Source organism: Kistimonas ophiarachnellae (assembly GCF_057552235.1).
Genome location: NZ_BAAJPA010000012.1, coordinates 98,359 through 117,891, shown reverse-complemented (window position 1 = coordinate 117,891; position 19,533 = coordinate 98,359). Strand labels below are relative to the sequence as shown.

Sequence of the window (19,533 nt, the reverse complement as noted above, 5' to 3'; positions counted from 1 at the left end):
TCCATTATTTCATGGCCTGTTCCAGGCCATAGAGCAACAGGCTGGCGTCCAGCAGGCCCACCAGCGTGCCATCCAGTTCCAGCAGTCCAATACTGTATTTCTGCACCGCCTTGCTGACGGTGGACGGCAGCGGCATCACCTTGTCGGCACTGTAGCGCGACTGCCCCCAGACCTCGTCCACTTCAACCACCAGGGGTTTGCTGTCGGACTTACCCAGCGTCAGCATCCGGGGATAGGCCTTGCTGATCGCGTCATGCGCGGCCCCGTCACTGTCCTTTCCGGCGACAATGCCGAGCAGTTTGGCCAGTGAAACCACCACCAGGGCGTCGCCATCAATGTTGGCGATTCCCCGGATGCCCCGGCTGCTGCGGTGCGGCACCCAGCAGCAGGGCTCCGGCTTGAGAATGCTGACGACCACGGCGGTATCCAGGGCAAACCACTCCTCCCCCAACCGGAACAGGGTCACTTTCCGCAGGCCCGCGTCCGCAAGGGTCTTGGTCTTCCGGTACAGTTCGCTGTACTGCTGCATTTCTTCAGCCGAGGCCAGCGGCTGCCCGGTCAGGCAGTGTCGGCCGGCCTGCACGTAGGTCGGGCAGTTGCGGCAGTGGATGACGTTTTTCAGCTCCGGGCAGGTCGCGCCACTGGTGGACCAGACACCGATCCGCTGCCAGCAGGCGTCAATGGACGACCGCGGATCCCCATCGGTCTGGATCAATTCGGGTGATGACTCGTCTTCCGCCATTGTTCAACTCCTTTGTACTGCGCTCTCCCCCCTGGCGCACCGGGGTCTGCCGGGTCGTGCTAACTGATCAGGCGGCTCAACCGTGACCGGAGGCTTTCCGCCTTGGCCATTTCGCCCTGCCGCTCGCACACCATGGCGCCGTGCAACAGCGCCTCATGGTGTTCCGGGTGGAGGTAAAGCACCCGGCGAAAATACTGAAACGCCGATGTCCATTCGCCGCTCGCCTCACTGATCACCCCCATCAGGAACTGCACGTCGACATTGTCGGGATGCTGGCGCAGCAACTGCCGGCAGCGCTCCCGGGCCAGGTCAAGCTTGCCGCTGTCCGCCAGGGTTTCTATGGCGTCAATCTGTTCATCAAGGCTTGCCGGGGCTTGCGCCGAGGATGGCGGGGCAGGCGTTTTCGTCGCCGCACCCGACCGGGACAGCTTTGACGTACCGGCGCTCGCTGCCGGCGCTTTTGCCACTTTCGCAGGCCGCTCGCCTGCCCGTGACATGGACCGTCCCGACCCGGCGGCAGTTTTCGCCACGGCTTTCTGGCCGCTCTTGCGGGCCGGGGATTTTGACAGGGACGACTTACTGACCACCAGGCCATCCCGGGCGGCCCGGATAAAGGCAAAGCGCCGGTCACGGGCCAGGGTCTGGAATCCCAGCTGGGCGATGCCCGGCGCCTCGCAATGGCCGACCATCAGGATGCCGTCTTCCGCCAGGCAGTGCCGGAGCACCTCCGCCATGCGCTGGCGGCTCGGGCCATCCAGGTAAATCAGGAAGTTGCGACAGAAAATCACGTCATACAGGTGGGGCTCCACGGTCTCCGCCAGTTCCAGCAGGTTCGCGTGGTGAAAACTGACGCACTTTTTCACGTCCTGCTTCAGGCTGAAGCCGTCGCCCTTTTCACTGAAATAGGGTTTGGAAAAATCCGGCATGGTGCCGCGGAAGGACACCCGGCCATACTCCGCCCTGCGGGCTTTCTGTATGGCTTCGGTGTTGATGTCAAAGCCATCCACCTGACACTGGCTTTCCTGCAGGCCCACATCGAAGAGGGCCATGGCAATGGAATAGGGTTCCTCCCCGCTGCTGCAGGGCATGCTCGCCACCCTGAAAAACCGTGACTCGGCAGGTCTCGCCAGGCAACTCAACGCCTTTTCCTGGAGGACGGAAAAGGCCCGGAACTCCCGGAAAAACCAGGTCTCGCCCACGGTGATCTCATCGACCAGGGCGGTCAGTTCCTTCGGGCTGTCCAAGACCTGCATGTAGTACAGGCCAGGATTAGCCAGTCCTGACAGTTTCATCCGCCGCCGGATACTCTGCTCAATCGCGTCCTGGCCTATGGATTCCGGGTCAAGACCAATGTGTTGCCGCAGCAGACCGGTCAGCGCGTTAATCGACATGGTTCACAGACTCCTCATCCAGGTGATGCTGCGGATAAAGCTGGTCTTTCAGGTCCGGCGGCAGGATATCGCTCACTTCCAGCCGGTAGATCAGTTTCCCGCTATCGAGCGTGGCGGCGCCCGAGTAGGGAATATGGCCGTTGTTGATCACCTGGGGGCCGAAGGCGGCGTCATCGAGCCGGATGGTTTCGGTGGCCTGCTCCGCGATCAGCGCCAGGTGCAGGATCCCGTCGCCGATGTCCCGGTACCGGGCCACGATGATGCGGGTGCTGGTGTAGCGGGCGCTGACCTGGCCATTGAACAGCATGGCCAGGTCAATGACCGGTATCTGGCTGGCGCGGTAGTTGAGGGTGCCGGCCACCGCCGGCGAGGTATGGGCCATGCCGTTGACCGGCAGGCAGGGAATTACCTCGACGATGGCGTCACTGGCCAGGGCGTAGATCTGCCCGGCAATTTCAAAGCGTAAGTAAATCATCGTACTGCGTCATTCCTTGACTAATGATTAAACCTTCAGCTGACTGTTCTCCGTCACACCGCCCCGGCCCGCGCCGGATCAGCGGTGATCACTGTCGACATGGAACGCCGCAACGGACTGCTGCAGGCGTTCGGATTCCTCGTTGAGTTTTTCCACCTCGCTGTTGGACATCCGCATGGAATCGTTCAGGTTGCGGATGGTTTCCCCCAGCTGGGACAGGGCTTCCTGGATCTGCTCGGCACCGTCGGACTGGGAACGCATGCCCTGGTGCACCGACTCAAAGTGCGGCGCCAGCGCCTGTACTTTCTCGACGATCTGGCTCAGCTGGTCCCCGACCTGGCGGGTGTCTTCCACGCCCTGGCGGATCTCGTCGGAGAATTTCTCCATGCCCATGACGCCGGCGGACACCGCCGCCTGCATCTCCTTGACCATTTCCTCAATGTCATAGGTGGCCACCGCGGTCTGGTCCGCCAGGCGGCGGATTTCCGTGGCCACCGTGCTAAAGCCGACGCCGTATTCCCCGGCCTTGTCGGCCTCGATGGCGGCGTTCACGGACAGCAGGTTGGTCTGGTCGGCAATCTTGTTGATGGTGGTGACCACCGCGTTGATATTGCCGGCCTTTTCATTGAGCACGGTCAGCTTGTCGGAAATGTTCTGGGACGCGGACACCATCTGTTCCACCGTACCCCGCATCCGGGTCAGGCCTTCATGGCCGTGTTCCGCCAGTTCCGAGGTGTCGTCCACGGCGCGGGCCACCTCGTCCATGTTGTTGACCAGCTCGCGGGAGGTCTGCGCAATATGCTGGGACGTCCCCATGATTTCATTGGTGGTGGCTTCCTGCTCCTTCGCGGAAGCCGCCTGCTCCTTGGTGGTCGAGCTGATGTTGACCGAGGAACTGGACAGCTGCACGCAGGACTGCTGGACGTTGTCAACAATCTGGGCCAGGCTGTCCGCCATCTGGTTGGTGGTGTCCTTAAGGGTGGCGAAATCGCCGAACACTTCCAGGGTCACCCGCTCGGAGAAGTCGCCGGAAGTCACCGCCGCCATCACCTGGTGAACCTCGCCAATGGCTTTCTGCTGTTCTTCCAGCATCCGGTTGAAGGCGCGGCAGGCCTGCCCGGTTTCATCGGCGCTGGTCACGTCCAGCCGGCGGGACAGGTCGCCGCTCTTCTGGATGCAGACCATCATGTCCGCCATCGCCTTGATCGGGCGGGCTATCATCCCGGCCAGGTAAAGCGCCAGGCAGATCACCAGGATCATTGCGATCAGCCCCAGGCCCAGCATGGTGTACTGCGCCTGGTAGACGGGCTGGAACGCCTCGGCTTCGTCAATTTCCGCGAAAATGGCCCAGGTCACGTTGTCCGCCACCTTGACCGGGCTGTAGGCCGACAGCACCGGGTTGCCGTTATAGTCAATCACGATTTTTGAACCACTCTGCCCGGACAGCGCCTCGCGGGACGCGTCAGTATTGACCTTGCCGAGGGCCGGGTTGGCAAACGAGGCCAGGACCGTGTGGTTCACCGGGTCCAGGTAGGAATCCGAACGCATCAGCTGGTCAGGGCCAACCAGGTAGGTTTCGCCGGTCTCGCCCATGCCGGTCCGCTCGGTCATGACATGGTTGATTTCATCAATGGATAACTGCAGGGCGAGAATCATCACGGTCTCACCCTTGGCCTTGACCGGCATGGCGATGAACGCCGCCGGCTCACCCGCGCTGGGCGCATAGGGGGAGAAGTCCGACATGTAGAAGGCATCGGTCCGGATCGCCATCCTGACCGCCTCGCCCAGGCCGCTGTCCTTGTATTTGCCGGTCAGCAGGTTGGTCTGGTAATCGCTTTCATGGACAACGGTGAAGAAACAGTAGCCGGTCAGGTCCAGCAGGAACAGGTCGTAGTAGCCGTTGCGTTCGATATAGCGGGAAAACAGTCCCATGCTGTTTTCCTCGAAATGACGGCGGGCCTGTTCCAGTCCGGCACTTTCGATCTGGAGTCCCAGCTTGTCCGACAGGCTTTGCAGCTCATTGCGGCTTTTCAGCATCAGGCTCTGGATCTGGTTGGCCTTGATGGTCCGTACCGCCTCAAGCTGCTCATAGGCTTTTTTCTGCAGGGCTCCCGAGGTAATGGTCAGGCTGACGATGCCAATGGTCAATGCCGGAATCAACCCCGATGCAATCAATACAATCAGCAGTTTTCGTTTAAAGTCCAGGCGATTCCAGAAATTCATTACTTCACTCCTCAAGAGACATCCATGTTTCCAACGAACGGCAATGATCATTAAAAAACGTTTCCTGTTCCGGCAGGTTCCCCGTCATTGCATGCCCGGCCGCCTGGGAACCTCTGGCGCTTTCCCCCCGGAATAGCCCTGGCATGACAACAGAAACAAGGCTTTATGACAAAATCTGTTTTTTTAATTTCAGGTTATTAAGAAAGAGATTAGCCATACTGAGCCTGTCTCTATCAACGGTTACCACGGCAACCGTGATCGTGCAGCCGGAATAAATCTTTTCCGCAACTACCTAAAAGCCTAGCCGATTCATTTTTATAGAATTCGCATTGATCCCTTTTAAAAAAGACAACAACGACATATTAAAAAAGATGAAAAACAAGTTTGGCTATTTAGTGTGTTAATTAAATGACATTTTGATTTAATAAAACCCGGAATAACCCGGGGGCGCCAATGAATACTCGACCGGCGCTTTAAGATGCTTTATTCCACAGCATCCCTGCTACGGAATGGGTTTTAATCAACTGCGATACAGCACCTTGATGATATGAAACCCGAAACGGGTCTTCACCGGGCCGATCGGCTTGAGCAGTTCGCCGGAAAACACCGCTTTCTCAAAAGAAGCGACCATATCCCCTTTACGGAATTCACCCAGGTCACCGCCCCGTCTTTTGGAGGGACAGATCGAGTATTTTTTCGCCAACAGGCTGAAATCGCTCCCCTTTTCCAGCTGTTTGAGCAACTCAAGGGCCTGTTTTTCCGTTTTAACCAGGATGTGCATTGCTGCCGCGGTACGTGCCATTGTCTCTCTACTACGCGTCAATCAGTGAAAATGAATAAAGGAACCCACACGATTCACCGCCAACAGGGCTGACGCCCCGTCAGGCGGGCTCCGCCTGACGGATACTGGCGAGGGTATAGACATCAAACCGCCCGGATTTCCCTTCAAGCCGGTAATTGGGCCGTTTGCCGGCAAGGTCAGGCGCCAGCCTGGGGCGCTTCACCACCACCCGGAAACGGGCAAGGGCCAGCGCCTGCGTCAGCAGACCGTCGGCATCGGGGTCTTCGCCGACGAGGTCCTGGAATAAACGCATCTCCTTTTTCACCGCCGCCGCCTTGCGACGGTGGGGAAACATCGGGTCCAGGTAGACAACATCCGGCCGGTAAGCCGTTTCCTTTTCCGCCATGGCGGCCATGACGCCCAGCGCATCCCCCGGCGCCAGGGTCATGTTCCGGACGATCGCGCCCACCTCGCTGTCATCCGCCCCTCGGCGCAAGCCATCGACCAGCAGGGCCTGTACCACTTCCGAACGCTCGATCAACGTCATCCGGCATCCCAGGGAGGCCAGCACAAAAGCATCGCGCCCCAGGCCGGCGGTGGCGTCCAGCACATGAAGTTGTCGTTTACCGGCATCCGCCAGGCCAACCGCCTTGGCGATATCCTGCCCTTTCCCGCCGCCAAAACGGCGGCGATGGGCGGCGGAACCACCGACAAAATCGACCCTCACCGGCCCGGGCGCGCCCTTGCCTGTCAGCTGAAGGCCCAGGCCGTCTTCATTTTCATAAAGCACGGCATCAAAGCCATCCAGGGTTTTCAGCGGCTGATCGCCCACCAGCGGTAAACCGAGCTGATGGGCCAGATGGTGCATCCGCGCCTGGATACCGGCAACCGGTGAGGCCATCACCGCCAGGTTCAGGGTACTCATAGCCAGAGCACACCCAGCAACACAACGCCCAGCAGCAGGCGGTAAATGACAAACGGCATCAGACCGATACGGTTGATGAACGCCAGGAAATAATGAATACACACGAAGGCGCTGACCGCCGAAATGGCAATACCGCCAAACAGGATGCCCCATTCCACGGGCACCTGTGCAGACACCAGCTGCAGGATTTTCAGGCTGCCGGCCGCCACGATGACGGGAATCGAGAGCAGGAACGAGAACCGGGCCGCCGCATCGCGGGTCAATCCCAGCAACAGGCCGGCGGTCAGGGTGATCCCCGAGCGGGAGGTGCCCGGGATCAGGGCAACGGCCTGGGCAAAGCCGATAATCAGCGCCTGTTTCAGGGTCAGTTGCTCCAGGGGCTGTGACAGTTTGCCCTTGCGATCCGCCCAGCCGAGCAACGCGCCGAAGATCAGTGTCGTACCGGCAATCAGGGTCGCGGAGCGCATGGCGTCATCCAACCCTGTCACGCTCAGGAAACCGCCAAAGACCACGGCGGGAAAGGTCGCCCAGACCAGGTACCAGGCCATCCGGCTGTTCTGGGTCGATGGACCACCGGTAACGCTCTTGCTCCAGTCGACCACCATCCGGACCAGGTCCTGCCGGAAATAAGCCACCACGGCCAGCAGCGTGCCCAGGTGGACAGCCACGTCAAACGCCAGTCCCTGGTCAGGCCAGCCCAACAGCTGCGAGGGCAGAATCAGGTGAGCGGAACTGGAAATCGGCAAAAATTCCGTCAGGCCCTGGATCAGCGCCAGGGCAATCAAATGCAGTGTTTCCACAGCTAAGACTCCCTCACTCAGCGTTCATGTTTCTTTTTGGCCACGTTGTCGCGCAGATACACCGGCAACGCCTGTTCTGCAGCGACGCCTTCCCCACGGGCAAAGGCAGCCGAGGCCAGCAGGGCAATATCCGCCGCATGGGGATACTCATCGGGATAGCACTGACTGACGGGCACCGCGATTCGATCCCGGTAATGCCAGCCTGAACCTACGCCCATCAGATTATCTGACATCGTTTCTACAACTACCGCTTCAGGCGGAGAAACCTGCTCAGTCCCCTGCAACACCATGATGCCGTTATCCGCGCGATACAGTGCCTGGTAGATTTCATCCATACGGGCATCAATCGTCGCCAGCACCTGTTGGGCGCCATATTCACGCAAACCCAGCTGCGCCAGCGCGGCAAGGGTGGATACAGGAATCACCGGTAAATCGGCTGCAAACGCCAGCCCCTGGGCAATACCCGTGGCAATACGCACCCCGGTGAACGCACCCGGCCCACGCCCAAAGGCAATGGCATCGAGCGCCATCATCGACAGACCGTGCTCCGCCAGGATAGCCTCGATCATCGGCAGTATCTGCTGGCTGTGCTGGCGGGGCAGAATGTCGAAGTGTTCGCGCACTTCACCATCCAGATAAAGGGCGACGGAACAGGCTTCCGTGGCCGTATCCAGTGCCAGAATCCTGGGCATAATTACACTCACTCCGGGAATAGTTGCGGCGGATTATACGTTGAAAAAACGATCAGGCCGATAAGGGATTCAACAACAGGCAGGTTGGCGTTGATAACGACAATAGTGCACTTGTTGGTTATTGAGCAGCAAAGAAAAAAGCTGGCCGCATAAAATGCCAGGCCAGCCTTTTACAGATGATTAAGACTGCAGTGCGGAAAGAACAGCTGCAGTGATATCTTCCACAGAGCCCACACCTTCTACACGGGAGTAGCGTGGTGCGTCGGCGCCGGAGGCTGCCATCTCGGTGTAGAAGCGAACCAGCGGCAGGGTTTGCTCATGATACACGGCAAGACGCTTGCGAACGGTTTCTTCGTTATCGTCGTCACGCTGAATCAGCGGTTCACCGGTAACGTCATCCTTACCGTCTTCTTTCGGCGGATTGTACACCACGTGGTACACACGGCCGCTGCCCGGATGCACACGGCGACCACTCATACGCTTGACGATCTCTTCGTCTTCCACCGCAATTTCCAGCACGTTATCAATGGCCACGCCGGCATCGCGCAGTGCTTCAGCCTGGGGAATGGTGCGGGGGAAACCGTCAAACAGGAAACCCCTGGCGCAGTCATCCTCTTGGATACGTTCCTTGACAAGGTCAATGATGATGTCATCGGACACCAGCTGACCGGCATCCATCACTGCCTTTACTTTCAGCCCCAGCGGGGATTGTGCCTTGATGGCAGCACGCAGCATATCGCCCGTGGAGATCTGGGGAATACCGAACTTCTCACAGATGAACTGGGCCTGAGTCCCCTTGCCAGCGCCAGGTGCGCCAAGAAGAATGACACGCATGTAAAATGCTCCTCGGATGTGACCGGTACGGCTTTATCACCTCACCCCCCGTTCTGCCCAAACAGAACCCTCAGTGACAAAAACCACTCAATGGCTTACAACATAACCGTTGCAAAAGGGGGTAACGATACACAGGACTGAAGAGCAGTACAAGGTAGGGAATATCGGCCAAATGGTGTCCGGAATCGTTATTGTCAAGATCCATATCCGGGTAAATTTAAATCACTGGCGCAGTGCGCAGCAGGCTTTCAAGAAAAGAATCCGGCCTTAATTGATCATCAATTCGCCAATATCACTGCCATTGTTAGTAGAAATAACTTCATTGAAATCATCACTCACAAATCTTTTCCAAAGCACTCTATTAAGCCTGCCAGGGAAACTTCCAGCATCTGATTAAAGGAACAAATAATCAAACAGGGACTCTTAACTACTAGTCGTCAAAGGTTGAACAGCTTCACCTTAATGGAAATAACGCTCAACGGAAGAAGTAAATTATGGCAACACCAGAATTAATAACAGGCACTGATCCCTTAACGTCAACAGATGGTTTAACCACTACAGGTGCAGTGACCAAACAAGTTGAACTGGAAACCGCACCCTTTGCCAAAAGACGTGTTTCCTGTATCCGACAGGTAGTGGCTTTTTTTGCCTACCTGTTTTCCACCCTATGTGCTGCATTCTGGTGGGTTATCGCCGCCATAGCGTTGAGATGTCGAATAATTACCAATAGTGATGAGCATTTTGAGTTGCAAGTCAATCATGTCAACAACTGTGGTTTATTGCCTTCCAATTACGAGAAAAAAAGAGAATTTGTCGAAAAAGTCGCCCCTGACGATGTTCCGGCACTTGAACCTGTCGATTTGCCAGACTTCAACAACCTGTGCGACGAACTACACGATATTGAGCCCGAAACTACTGATACCGACAGGCTTCATGCTTCAATTTCCAATGAGCCACCCACCGGCCCGACTGCAGAGCTTGTGCGTATGATGGCTGGTCTGGACCTTATGACAGGCGATGTAGGGCAAGATTTTATGGATAACCTACAACTCAATCCTGACGACGTGAGAATAAAAGATGCTATACAACAGTCAGGATTGAATGCTGTCAACATTGATCAAATTCCAGAAACCTTGAGAAAGTTTAATATAGCAGGCCCAATAGACACTGCTCCCTTTGTTCAGCAAGCAATGCAGCATGCAACCTCAGTGGTGCAAGCCTCCATACGGCTTCTTCAAGAGGGTGGGTTAATCCGCCCCCAAATCGAATTGGACAATATTCCGAGAATATTACGTCGTTTTGGAATAACTGGCCCACTGGATTTAGCCAACTACATTGCAGACTTCATTGCATCATCTGGTTTCAGCCTTCAGCTCCCCCCCCAGATTGGCGGATTAGATAAATCACTCGCGACTCTGGACTTTATGATTGAGACGCTTAATTCAGGCACTCTCAACACTGATCCCCATGCACAAAGATTTCAGGCCAACCTTGGCCGCATGCGTAATTATCAGCAATGGTTTTCAAAACTAAAAAATGCGGCAGAAGACGATTATCACCCGATGAAGAGGGATGTGTTAGCCAAAATAAAGGAAGATTTATCTGAATTCCATCAGGTATTCCTCCCAATCAACAATGGTCGTGAAATATTACAATTAAAACTGGAAACAGATACACAAGGAAAACCAAGTATTCGAGGAGAACTGATTCTTCGCACTGATAGTGGAAATGATCGTGACCTGATATTTCGTTTAAGGCGAATAGAAGAAGAACGCCAAAGAATCAAAAATATTGTTTTTGGCTCCATTGATTACAAAGAACTGGCTGAATCCCCCTTTATGGAGCAGCTGCTTGATGGCAGCATTAGAACAGCGTGCATTAACCATAGTGACATGATCAGTTTGTGGCCAGGCGCAATTGACTTTGAAGGTCAAGAACATACCTGTAATAGCGGTGAAAACTCAAACCTGCTGGCCTTGATGGAGGAAAATCTACCCTCACGCCAAAGGGCTACTGCGAAGTTAATGATGTATCACAAAATAGTTCACCGTATTGATAAACTTATTGACGAGATTCCTGAACCCTTAAAAAGCCTCCTTGAAAATAGTCTTTCCAATATCCCCGAAGCCAGTGTCTTCTACAAAAAAGTGTTGAGAACCATCAATAAATATAAAGATCTTGGCATACCAGAGATGCTTAAAAACGAACTGGCTGAGCTTGTGATTAAACGTGCAAGAATGTTCGCAGAAACGATTGAAACCGAAGTCGCTTTACCTGCGCAGTATCCCAATAATGAAAGTCCAGCCAGGGATCACATGGTTAACCGCAGTTCAGGTTCTTCACACCGAAGGATGACGTACGTCCCTGTTCAATGGGACAACTTGCCAACCTACAGACGTGATCGTAATAATACTGTAGTGGATTTTATTCGGGATCATTCCAATGCTGCTCGAGTGGCTATGAATCGCCCCCTGGCTTACAAACTGGGCAAACTGACAAATCAACAGATACTCGAACACCGCATTGAACAATTACCTGATCCTTCTGATGCATGCTGGAATCCAGAGAACATTGCAGAGGATGCTTATCCTGAACTCATTGATACACTCATTAATACTTTGACTGATTTTTTCAAGCACAGCTTTTACTCGGCGCTTGCAGAAGAAGAACCCTCAACACATGATTCGGTTCTGGCGCTTAAATTGTTCTCAATTATCGTCAAACTCCAAAACCAGCATGATCAGGCTCACCCTGGTGAAGCATCAGGTGATCAGGAATCCCGGGCTATGTTAATACAACATTATGCCACAGGCATTTACGATGCCTGTATGAAAACACAAAAATTACAGCCTGTGCTCTGTGTGGAAGACAGGGTACAGCGTGAGAAAGCCCTGCAAACCCTCAAAACCTATGCCATGTTCGACTCTAACGGTCAGCCCGACAAAAAATATTTATTGCTCAGACCATTAGACGTAAAAAGCCGTGCGCAATTAGTTTACGAAGGTGTCCCATATAACGATTGGGGTATCGGAAATATTGAAGCACTCGGTTCAAACTCGTCTAACGGCTCCGATTACAACAAGGAGATGATTATCTTCCAGAGCATGATTAAGAAACATCTGGAGGAAATCCTTCGTACTCACATCATGCCGAAAATAAACCCTTCCAATATGACCTTTGAAGCCTATAGGCAAATACTGGATCTTCGGAGTGAAAAATCAGTAGCGGATGAAAGAAAAGGAAGGATTATTTATCATTACGAAAAAAACGACTATGAGGCGATTAGAGACGACCCGGAATTAACTTTCTGGATCATGAAATTATTATATGATGGAAAAATAAGCCGCCTTCCGTATGGTGGCAGCATACAGTATACAAGTCACGACAGCATTGATAACGATTTTAACACATATGATTATCCTGAAGAGATGAATCGTTTCTTCCGTTTACGGGATCTGCATAATGCAATGCACAATATGTATATGCCTTGTCGTTGGGGACAAATGAGACATCATAAAACAGAATACGTTTATAACACTGAAGCAACCTACAGATTTAAACATGTCAAACCACCCCATAATGAAACCGATGAACAATATTATCTCTCTTCCGGTTACGGAGAGGGAGACCGCCGAAGGATTGGTGACAAAAAGGAAGCGATAAAAGAAACCAGAAACATCATTGAGAAACAATTAGGCCAACCTCAGAATGCCTTTTTGGCAGGTGCTGATGGTGCATTGGAGCACCCCCTGTGGACTCACGAAACAAACCGGGAAGATGAACTGTTCGCACAAATCCCACCTGAAGTTATCACAAGCTATCGAGAGCAGTTTCAACACGTTAATGATCTGAGCCACTTTCAAGCACTCACGTTCCTGGATAAATACGCACATTTCATGCATCACCCTACCTTTGCATCCTTATTCGAGACAACGATGTTCAGCGAAATACTGCCCAATCCTTCTGAGGGTAGGAAAGCTGTTATTGATCTCGTTATACAAAGTGATGCTGATGCAACACTCTTTCTTGACATGATGGATCCAATTCTCAGAAAAATGAAAATTAATGAGAGAAGACCAGCCAAGAAACAATATACCGGTAACTATTCATCGCTTACCAACACAGCAAGACTTAGAACACTAAGAATTCTGGCCGGTGCGATCAACCACATGAGAAACGCTCCACATTCGCAGCTTTCACCAAGCGTCATTGCAAGTGCTGAAAGACTGTTGGAAAAAGTCTGGCGTGAAGAGTTAAACACACTGCCGCAATCATTGGATACTGAGAAAGAGCATTTGCAGTATAATCATACGCTTTTAGTGTTGCTCTCAACCTACCCTTATTTACACACAGAAGGTCCCCATAGACTTAAAACAAATGCTTTAAAGGTATTAAACCGAATCCTCACCGATAACACATGGAAGATTAATTTTTACAATTATGTCCAGAAATACCGTAGTGCCGAAATAGGCCAATGCGCTAATGATGCCATTTGGGGCTGGCGACTGCTTGAATCTGACTTTCTACTTTCACAGAACAGTCAATTACTCGGAACTGCGAGCACCGAAAGTCAATCTCAAGCCCAGGTTATGGAACAGATAGAATTCTCGGCACAAGGACATCGCTTTCTCACCATACCATCCTATAAAGTCCCCTCTGTACTCAAAGATGCATTTACCGATGCTAACAGTGATAAATTGCTGACAACAATCACCTTCTGTTGTGATGTCGACGATCCACAAGCAAATAACCGCATTGTTGTGATAGACAATACTCAACAATCCATTATCGGTTCTTTTTATTTACAGGGATCTGATCAAGGTGAATTCCAGCGTTGGGAAAGCCTACCCAACCGCAGGCAGACCATACACCCTGTTGCAATGCAAATACAAAGACCCTCTGACTATAGCCATTTATCGGATTTTGCCACATTGGAGGGCAAGGAAAACGTTTCACTTCTTTGGTCTGACCCAAGCAATCGTAATAAGCCTCTGGCAATAAATACATTGAATTCAGAGTGGCAGTTCCAGGTTGATACCGACGGGCAGTGGTATACAACCAATTATCCCGACTACATCATTACGGATGTCACTGCCGATTGTATGCACCTTGTCTCACGGGATAACCCATGTCAGCGAAAAAAGATTATCAAACACAGCGCAGGGTATTACAGCTACGATACCGATAATAAAGGCAATGTTACCGGTTATCCTGACGGGATAGAGTCAATGCCCAAATATATTGAGCTGATTCTGAGGCAAGACAGGCTCAATTTTCATGATATTGACCTTTGCCAGAACATTATTAACCGCTTGACACAAGGCGGAAATCTGTTGAATACAGCAACACGTGATGACATCAAAAACTTGTTAGTAGACAAACAAAATGAAGTAAACCCATTTGTATGTACACTGTTACTCAAACTCGCTGCAGCCTATCACCACTGCAATCCCCATCATTTGAAAAAGGGCGATCTCGCTCTACCAATCAAGGAGTTATTCAGAAAGTACCTGAGCATTCGCAAAATGCTGGATGAAGACCGAATGCTTACACATGATGATGAAACGACTCTCATGACAGCCATGCTAAATCATGCGAAAAAGCAGACTGCCCCTATAAAGGATCGAGAGGCGTCACTAAATCAGGAGGGTATCTGCTTCCTGATACCAAGAATTATCATTGAACGCTGTCGATATCTGGACCCTACCCTTCACAGTGAACTAGAGAAATGGACAGAAACCATTGGGTTGATGCCTGACTGGACCCGTGGTTCAAAGTGTAAACGAAGATGTGGTGCTAAAAAGGCCGCATATGCTACTGAACATGACTGGTACCATAACCTCAGACTGCCGTTCCATGGCATTGTTACAGATGAGTTGATAGTTCAGCATGAGAACAATCCAGTACAAATTTACAATATGGCATCACCAGCGCATGAACCTTTTACTCGTAATTTTCTTTATTATTACAATATTGCCCGAAATACCAGACATCCAAAACATCAACAGCTCAAACAATTTCTCGCTAATATTGAAAGCCAGGATGATTCAGTCAAACAACTGACGCTCTTTCTGCAACTCGTTATGGAAAGGCCTTCCTATTTTAAAGCCTACAACAGGGACGGTATTGGTGATCCACCACGCCCTGAAGCGTTTGGGCTACCAGCTGATTATGACGCCACGCTGGATCCTGATCTTGAGCATGCCTGGAGATACTCACCGAGACTTTCCAGAAGAGAGAAGAATTATCTGAGGGAAAAGGAGTTTCACCCTCATAAACAAACGCTTGAAGGGCAGTTATCCTGGTATTACTGGAATGCCTATTGGCAAAATGGCTGGCGATTGCATTCTCGCGTGTGGCTCAAGACATTTGATCGCAGAAGCCGGTTACTGAGCAAGAGCACACTCTATCTCCCCGTTATGCTTCCATGCCGCTTACACCATACGGACCCTCCGCCCTGTGAGGAAGTTAAATATACCGGGATTGACGTCAAATCACGCAATGAGGAAGACGCACAGCCCACGTTTGAAGGCATGCGGAATGATGTAGAGGGTCTACTCAATGACTCAGCCGATGATTTGAAAACCCTCCTTGTTGAGGAAGATGAAAACCTGCATACGGGACGTGTTGAACAACAAATCAGGGATGTCCGCAGCCTCAGAGAACAAATGGAACCACTGACCAACGAAGGGGATAAATGTTCACAGTCTTGTATCGAGCGCATCCTTGATGGCTTTGACACCCACATTGAACAACTGGAAGAACAGCAATCCCAGCCTGAATACCACCTGGGTAAGACATGTCGCACAGCCAAAGAAAACATTGCACATTTAACAGCAAATATTGGCGATCGATTAAACGCTCTGAATGAACGAACAACCCGTATCAGTAAACAACTAACAGAAAGACTGGCTGATTTCAGGACTGCACCCAACGCAGACGCAGCTATCCGCCATCACATCAAGTCAAATGGCGCCATACCGCTTTCAACACTGATTGCCATTATTGGCAAGGGCGATCCTACAAAACTGGCCGCATTGCACCCTGAATGGCCCCATGAAGAATGTATCGAGGTATTTAACCTGGGCATTGAGTATTTGCTCTGTGAAACGGAAAAACAGCATGCCAATCGCATATTGGCTCAATTGAACAGAGTGGCCGCTCTCCTTGCCAGCTCAGATGACCGCGCCCCACTTCCCGACGTTGCGATCACAGCACAAGAACAACTTGTTACCATGATTCACCAGGAAAGGGCTTATTCAGGGCATTGCGCAGATAACAACAGTCAGCTTGAATTCCTGCTGTTTGAATACATTCAAAATATACGGGTACGTAAAGACCAGATTGAATCCTGTCAAAAGCTGGAATCAAAAGACAAAATCAACGCGGAGATCCCCACCGGTTCCGGTAAATCAACCATCATATTGCCTTATCTCTGTTATAAGGCATTACTCGACGGTCAGTTACCTATCCTTGTCGTTCCATCAGATTTGATAGAACAACAAAAGGAAATACTCCGGAAAGGGATCTGCAAGGCGTTCAGCACAGAGCTGGTAGAATTTCATTTCGAAAGGACCCTGGCTCGTGATCCCGATTATATCGACCGGATGCTGTTGAGACTGAAATCGGCACATCGCGATAAAAAGATCGTGCTTTGCAGGATGAACGAATTGCATGCAGTGATCAGCCTTGAACGTAAAGAACTGTTGCATTTGATAGAACGGAGTGATCAGGATACAAGCGAGCTGTTGGAAGCACTGCAAAAGCTGGATGAATTACAACACTATATTGAAGATAACGGGCGCGGCATCATCGACGAATCCAAGACCTGTTTCAACCCCAATCACAGCTATGATTACGCAGTGGGCACTCAGGCAGTACAGCCGGTCACAACACGTGAAGCGATCAAGCACCTTTTCACCTTGATTCTGGATGTTCTGAGTAAAGAATACAAACTCGACTTCATGCCAGGAGAAACGGGCTCAGACAGCTTAATCACACGGGAAAATTATAAAGAAAGCGTCGCGCCTAAATTGGCTGATCACCTGGTCCCCCATTTTACTCTGCCTGTCATTGAGGATATTGGGCCAGAACTCACAGAGTTGATAAACACGAGATTGACCAAAGACGGATATCCATTTAATCCGGAAAACCTCAAACTTTTAATCCGCTGGGCCATGCACAATGATCTCAGCCAGAGAAATTTAGAACCTGATGTCAGAGAGATTCTCGACAGAATTCTGAAAACGCACCCCCAAAGAGAGCTTTACGCCACACTTCGACTCATGCTCCGCACAATGGAACATACCTTGACGAGGAAAATCGGCGACAGCTATGGATTGAACGACGACGCCACACGCGTTATTCCCTTTACTAATGGTATTCCGAACCCGAAAGCCGAATTTGCCTCACCAGAAATGAACATTATCTTGACTGCCCAGGCATTCATGCAAAAAACCATCGATCGGGATATGATGCGCAAGTGGAGCGCTGACCTTTCCACTCTTGAAGAAGAACTTCCCCCGGAGGAGGTTGTCGTTCATCCGCAAATCGAACTTTTCAACGAATTGAAGCGCCGGGGCAACCTTGAAGACGAGATTGCCACCACCAGCCTGACGGATGTCCAAATCAACCATGTTTGCGAGGTATTCAATCAGCCTGAAAACCTGGATTTGAAACTTGAGTATATTTGCGAAGTCATCCTTCCTGAAATGAAACTGTTCACCCGAAAAGTCAATAGTTCAGCCTTTAATATCGTCTCGGCCTTCAAGAATCTGCGCACAGCATCAGGCACGGTCGATCCCAATGTTCTACCTAATGAGCTGGAAACCATAGAGGCCAAAGAGGCTGTCATACCTAACTTGCTCCAATTGTTGCAAGGCCGGTGGGATGCACCTGCCTCACGCATTCCCAAAACGACTACCGAGCAAGAACGCCTGCTGACGATCGCAAGACAACACCGAGGCAAGGCTACGGTCATCATTGATGCTGGCGACTGCTTCCGCTCATTGAGCCATACAACGATTGCCGAATCCCTGCACAGGGAAATCTATCAACAAGGCAACGGCTGGCTTAATACCCCCATGCAGCAAACCCGGGGCATTATGGTATTTGATGCCAAGGGTATTCCATGGGTGAAAAAACGAGAGGGAGGCAACCTGGTGCTTTTTGAAAACTGCGGAATCAAGGCAGAACACCTGACCGTCATTATGAAAAAGGCCCAGGCAGAAGGCACCGACCAGAAGATGCACCAGAACGCACATGCGGTGGTAACGGTCGATATCACCACCGATCTGCCTTTATGTATCCAGGCAATAGGCAGAATGCGCCAACTCACCAAAGGCCAATCGGTCGAACTTGCCTATATGGAAGAGCAGGAAGAATTACTGAAGCGTACAGTTGATGGGCATCCATGCCGCTATGGTGAGCTTATTGGGCATATGGCCAAAATAGAAAGTCAGCGCATCACCAAACAGGCTATTCCGTTAATGAACAACTACCTGAGAAACAGCATCGAAAGAATCATCTATATCGATTACCTTCGCGATAATGGTTTCAGTCAAAGCACCATCATGCGACTGATTAAAGACTCCAGGGAATTCATGGTGCCTACCACACAAATCGATCCGATGGACTTGATCAGTAGTGAGCGGGAAACCATTAGCCTGGAAGCAATGGCCGAGCGTATTTTTGATGAATATCGCCCGCTTCTCGAACGTCTCAGGCGTAACCACAGAGGGCTCAGGCAAACGCTTGATATAGAGACGCTTCATACCCATTACATGGACTTCGTACGTACTCCGGAACGTGTACTGCCGACAGATGTTGACACCTTGACGGGCGCAGCACGTACAGAAGGCCTGTCTGACTCCACAGTTGAAGTCACCGTCACCCAGGAAAAAGAGCAGGAAATTGAAAAAGATGTGACTCCTGCCACAACGCCATCCTGCCTGGACTATAACTCATACGACACCATTGAGTGGGATGGCAACTTCCTGGAGCGGTGTCGGAACCACTCTCCTGATTTCCATATCGGCAATGCACCTGTATTCCTGGGGCCTAATACCAAACTGTTTGCTAAATCCAAATCGTGTATGTGCGGAAGGACGAACCCACTTAATCACAAGTACCAAAAACCCATTTATCAAGCGGTTGTCTTCAAACGTACAGGAGAACATCACTGGTCCCTGTTTATTGGCGATATCAGTGATATGGCCTACGTGAAACAATACATTGATCAGAAGACGGAAAAAACAATCCCGCCGGAGGAGGCTGTGCCGTCATCAGCGGAAAGTGCGTATGAAACAGCAGCTGAAACGCTAGGAGTTGACACACTGCCGGGGATAGACGATGGATGCTTTATCCACGCGGCAAAATATCCTTACAGGGTATGGGGGGACGGCCAATTCCTCAATGAGGGTGACGCTTCAGATGAAAAATCTGCCATCAATTATTTCCTCAAACTGGCAGGTCTGTCAGGACGACACCGGAAAGAGGATGAAACACAGGCCTTTGAGCATTTCGCCGAGGCCGGCATCGAAATCTCAGGAATGGTCGATTTCCTTGAGCGTATCAGCAACGGTTATGAGCCATTGGCGGAACCGGTTAAAAACCTGAAAAAACTCTGGAATACGCACAGGGCGGCAAAAGCTGCCTGATACGGCAAATGC

General features: G+C 51.5%; 10 protein-coding genes. 1 reads left to right on the top strand and 9 read right to left on the bottom strand.

Annotation, left to right across the window (positions count from 1 at the left end; all coding sequences use genetic code 11):
- Window positions 1–4: 4 nt before the first annotated feature.
- The 9 genes from AC27K1_RS15745 to adk form a co-directional block, all read right to left on the bottom strand.
- On the bottom strand, window positions 5–742 hold the full coding sequence (locus AC27K1_RS15745) for a chemotaxis protein CheW (protein ID WP_487151774.1): 738 nt from the start codon (window positions 740–742) through the stop codon (window positions 5–7).
- Between the two features lie 59 nt (window positions 743–801).
- Entirely contained in the window at window positions 802–2,133 is a 1,332-nt protein-coding gene (locus tag AC27K1_RS15740) for a CheR family methyltransferase (protein ID WP_487151773.1), read from the bottom strand.
- The gene (locus AC27K1_RS15735; protein ID WP_487151772.1) at window positions 2,123–2,608 is read right to left on the bottom strand and encodes a chemotaxis protein CheW; all 486 of its coding nucleotides are present in this window, start codon (window positions 2,606–2,608) and stop codon (window positions 2,123–2,125) included. The genes AC27K1_RS15740 and AC27K1_RS15735 overlap by 11 nt, the downstream gene beginning before the upstream one ends.
- Window positions 2,609–2,686: 78 nt before the next feature.
- A complete protein-coding gene (locus tag AC27K1_RS15730; RefSeq protein WP_487151771.1) occupies window positions 2,687–4,846 on the bottom strand; it encodes a methyl-accepting chemotaxis protein in 2,160 nt (719 codons plus the stop codon).
- Window positions 4,847–5,351: 505 nt separating this feature from the next.
- Entirely contained in the window at window positions 5,352–5,633 is a 282-nt protein-coding gene (gene ppiC, locus AC27K1_RS15725; RefSeq protein WP_487151770.1) for a peptidylprolyl isomerase PpiC, read from the bottom strand.
- 79 nt (window positions 5,634–5,712) lie between these two features.
- Window positions 5,713–6,537 (bottom strand): class I SAM-dependent methyltransferase, encoded by an 825-nt coding sequence (locus AC27K1_RS15720; protein ID WP_487151769.1) that lies wholly within the window; start codon window positions 6,535–6,537, stop codon window positions 5,713–5,715.
- On the bottom strand, window positions 6,534–7,337 hold the full coding sequence (locus tag AC27K1_RS15715; RefSeq protein ID WP_487151768.1) for an undecaprenyl-diphosphate phosphatase: 804 nt from the start codon (window positions 7,335–7,337) through the stop codon (window positions 6,534–6,536). The genes AC27K1_RS15720 and AC27K1_RS15715 overlap by 4 nt, the downstream gene beginning before the upstream one ends.
- 17 nt (window positions 7,338–7,354) lie before the next feature.
- Window positions 7,355–8,029 carry a tRNA (adenosine(37)-N6)-threonylcarbamoyltransferase complex dimerization subunit type 1 TsaB gene (gene tsaB, locus AC27K1_RS15710; RefSeq protein WP_487151767.1) on the bottom strand — a complete coding sequence of 225 codons (675 nt, stop codon included), beginning with the start codon at window positions 8,027–8,029 and terminating at the stop codon, window positions 7,355–7,357.
- 180 nt (window positions 8,030–8,209) lie between these two features.
- A complete protein-coding gene (gene adk / locus AC27K1_RS15705) occupies window positions 8,210–8,863 on the bottom strand; it encodes an adenylate kinase (RefSeq protein ID WP_487151766.1) in 654 nt (217 codons plus the stop codon).
- 494 nt (window positions 8,864–9,357) lie between these two features.
- Here adk and AC27K1_RS15700 point away from each other — a divergent pair, with 494 nt between their 5' ends.
- Complete coding sequence (locus tag AC27K1_RS15700) at window positions 9,358–19,521, top strand: DUF3638 domain-containing protein (RefSeq protein ID WP_487151765.1); 10,164 nt, start codon at window positions 9,358–9,360, stop codon at window positions 19,519–19,521.
- Window positions 19,522–19,533 lie beyond the last annotated feature (12 nt).

Excerpts from the sequence above, each read along its gene's own strand:
- AC27K1_RS15745 (WP_487151774.1), bottom strand. The coding sequence starts at position 742 with ATGGCGGAAGACGAGTCATCACCCGAATTGATCCAGACCGATGGGGAT.
- AC27K1_RS15740 (WP_487151773.1), bottom strand. The coding sequence starts at position 2,133 with ATGTCGATTAACGCGCTGACCGGTCTGCTGCGGCAACACATTGGTCTT.
- AC27K1_RS15735 (WP_487151772.1), bottom strand. The coding sequence starts at position 2,608 with ATGATTTACTTACGCTTTGAAATTGCCGGGCAGATCTACGCCCTGGCC.
- ppiC (WP_487151770.1), bottom strand. The coding sequence starts at position 5,633 with ATGGCACGTACCGCGGCAGCAATGCACATCCTGGTTAAAACGGAAAAA.
- AC27K1_RS15720 (WP_487151769.1), bottom strand. The coding sequence starts at position 6,537 with ATGAGTACCCTGAACCTGGCGGTGATGGCCTCACCGGTTGCCGGTATC.
- tsaB (WP_487151767.1), bottom strand. The coding sequence starts at position 8,029 with ATGCCCAGGATTCTGGCACTGGATACGGCCACGGAAGCCTGTTCCGTC.
- adk (WP_487151766.1), bottom strand. The coding sequence starts at position 8,863 with ATGCGTGTCATTCTTCTTGGCGCACCTGGCGCTGGCAAGGGGACTCAG.
- AC27K1_RS15700 (WP_487151765.1), top strand. The coding sequence starts at position 9,358 with ATGGCAACACCAGAATTAATAACAGGCACTGATCCCTTAACGTCAACA.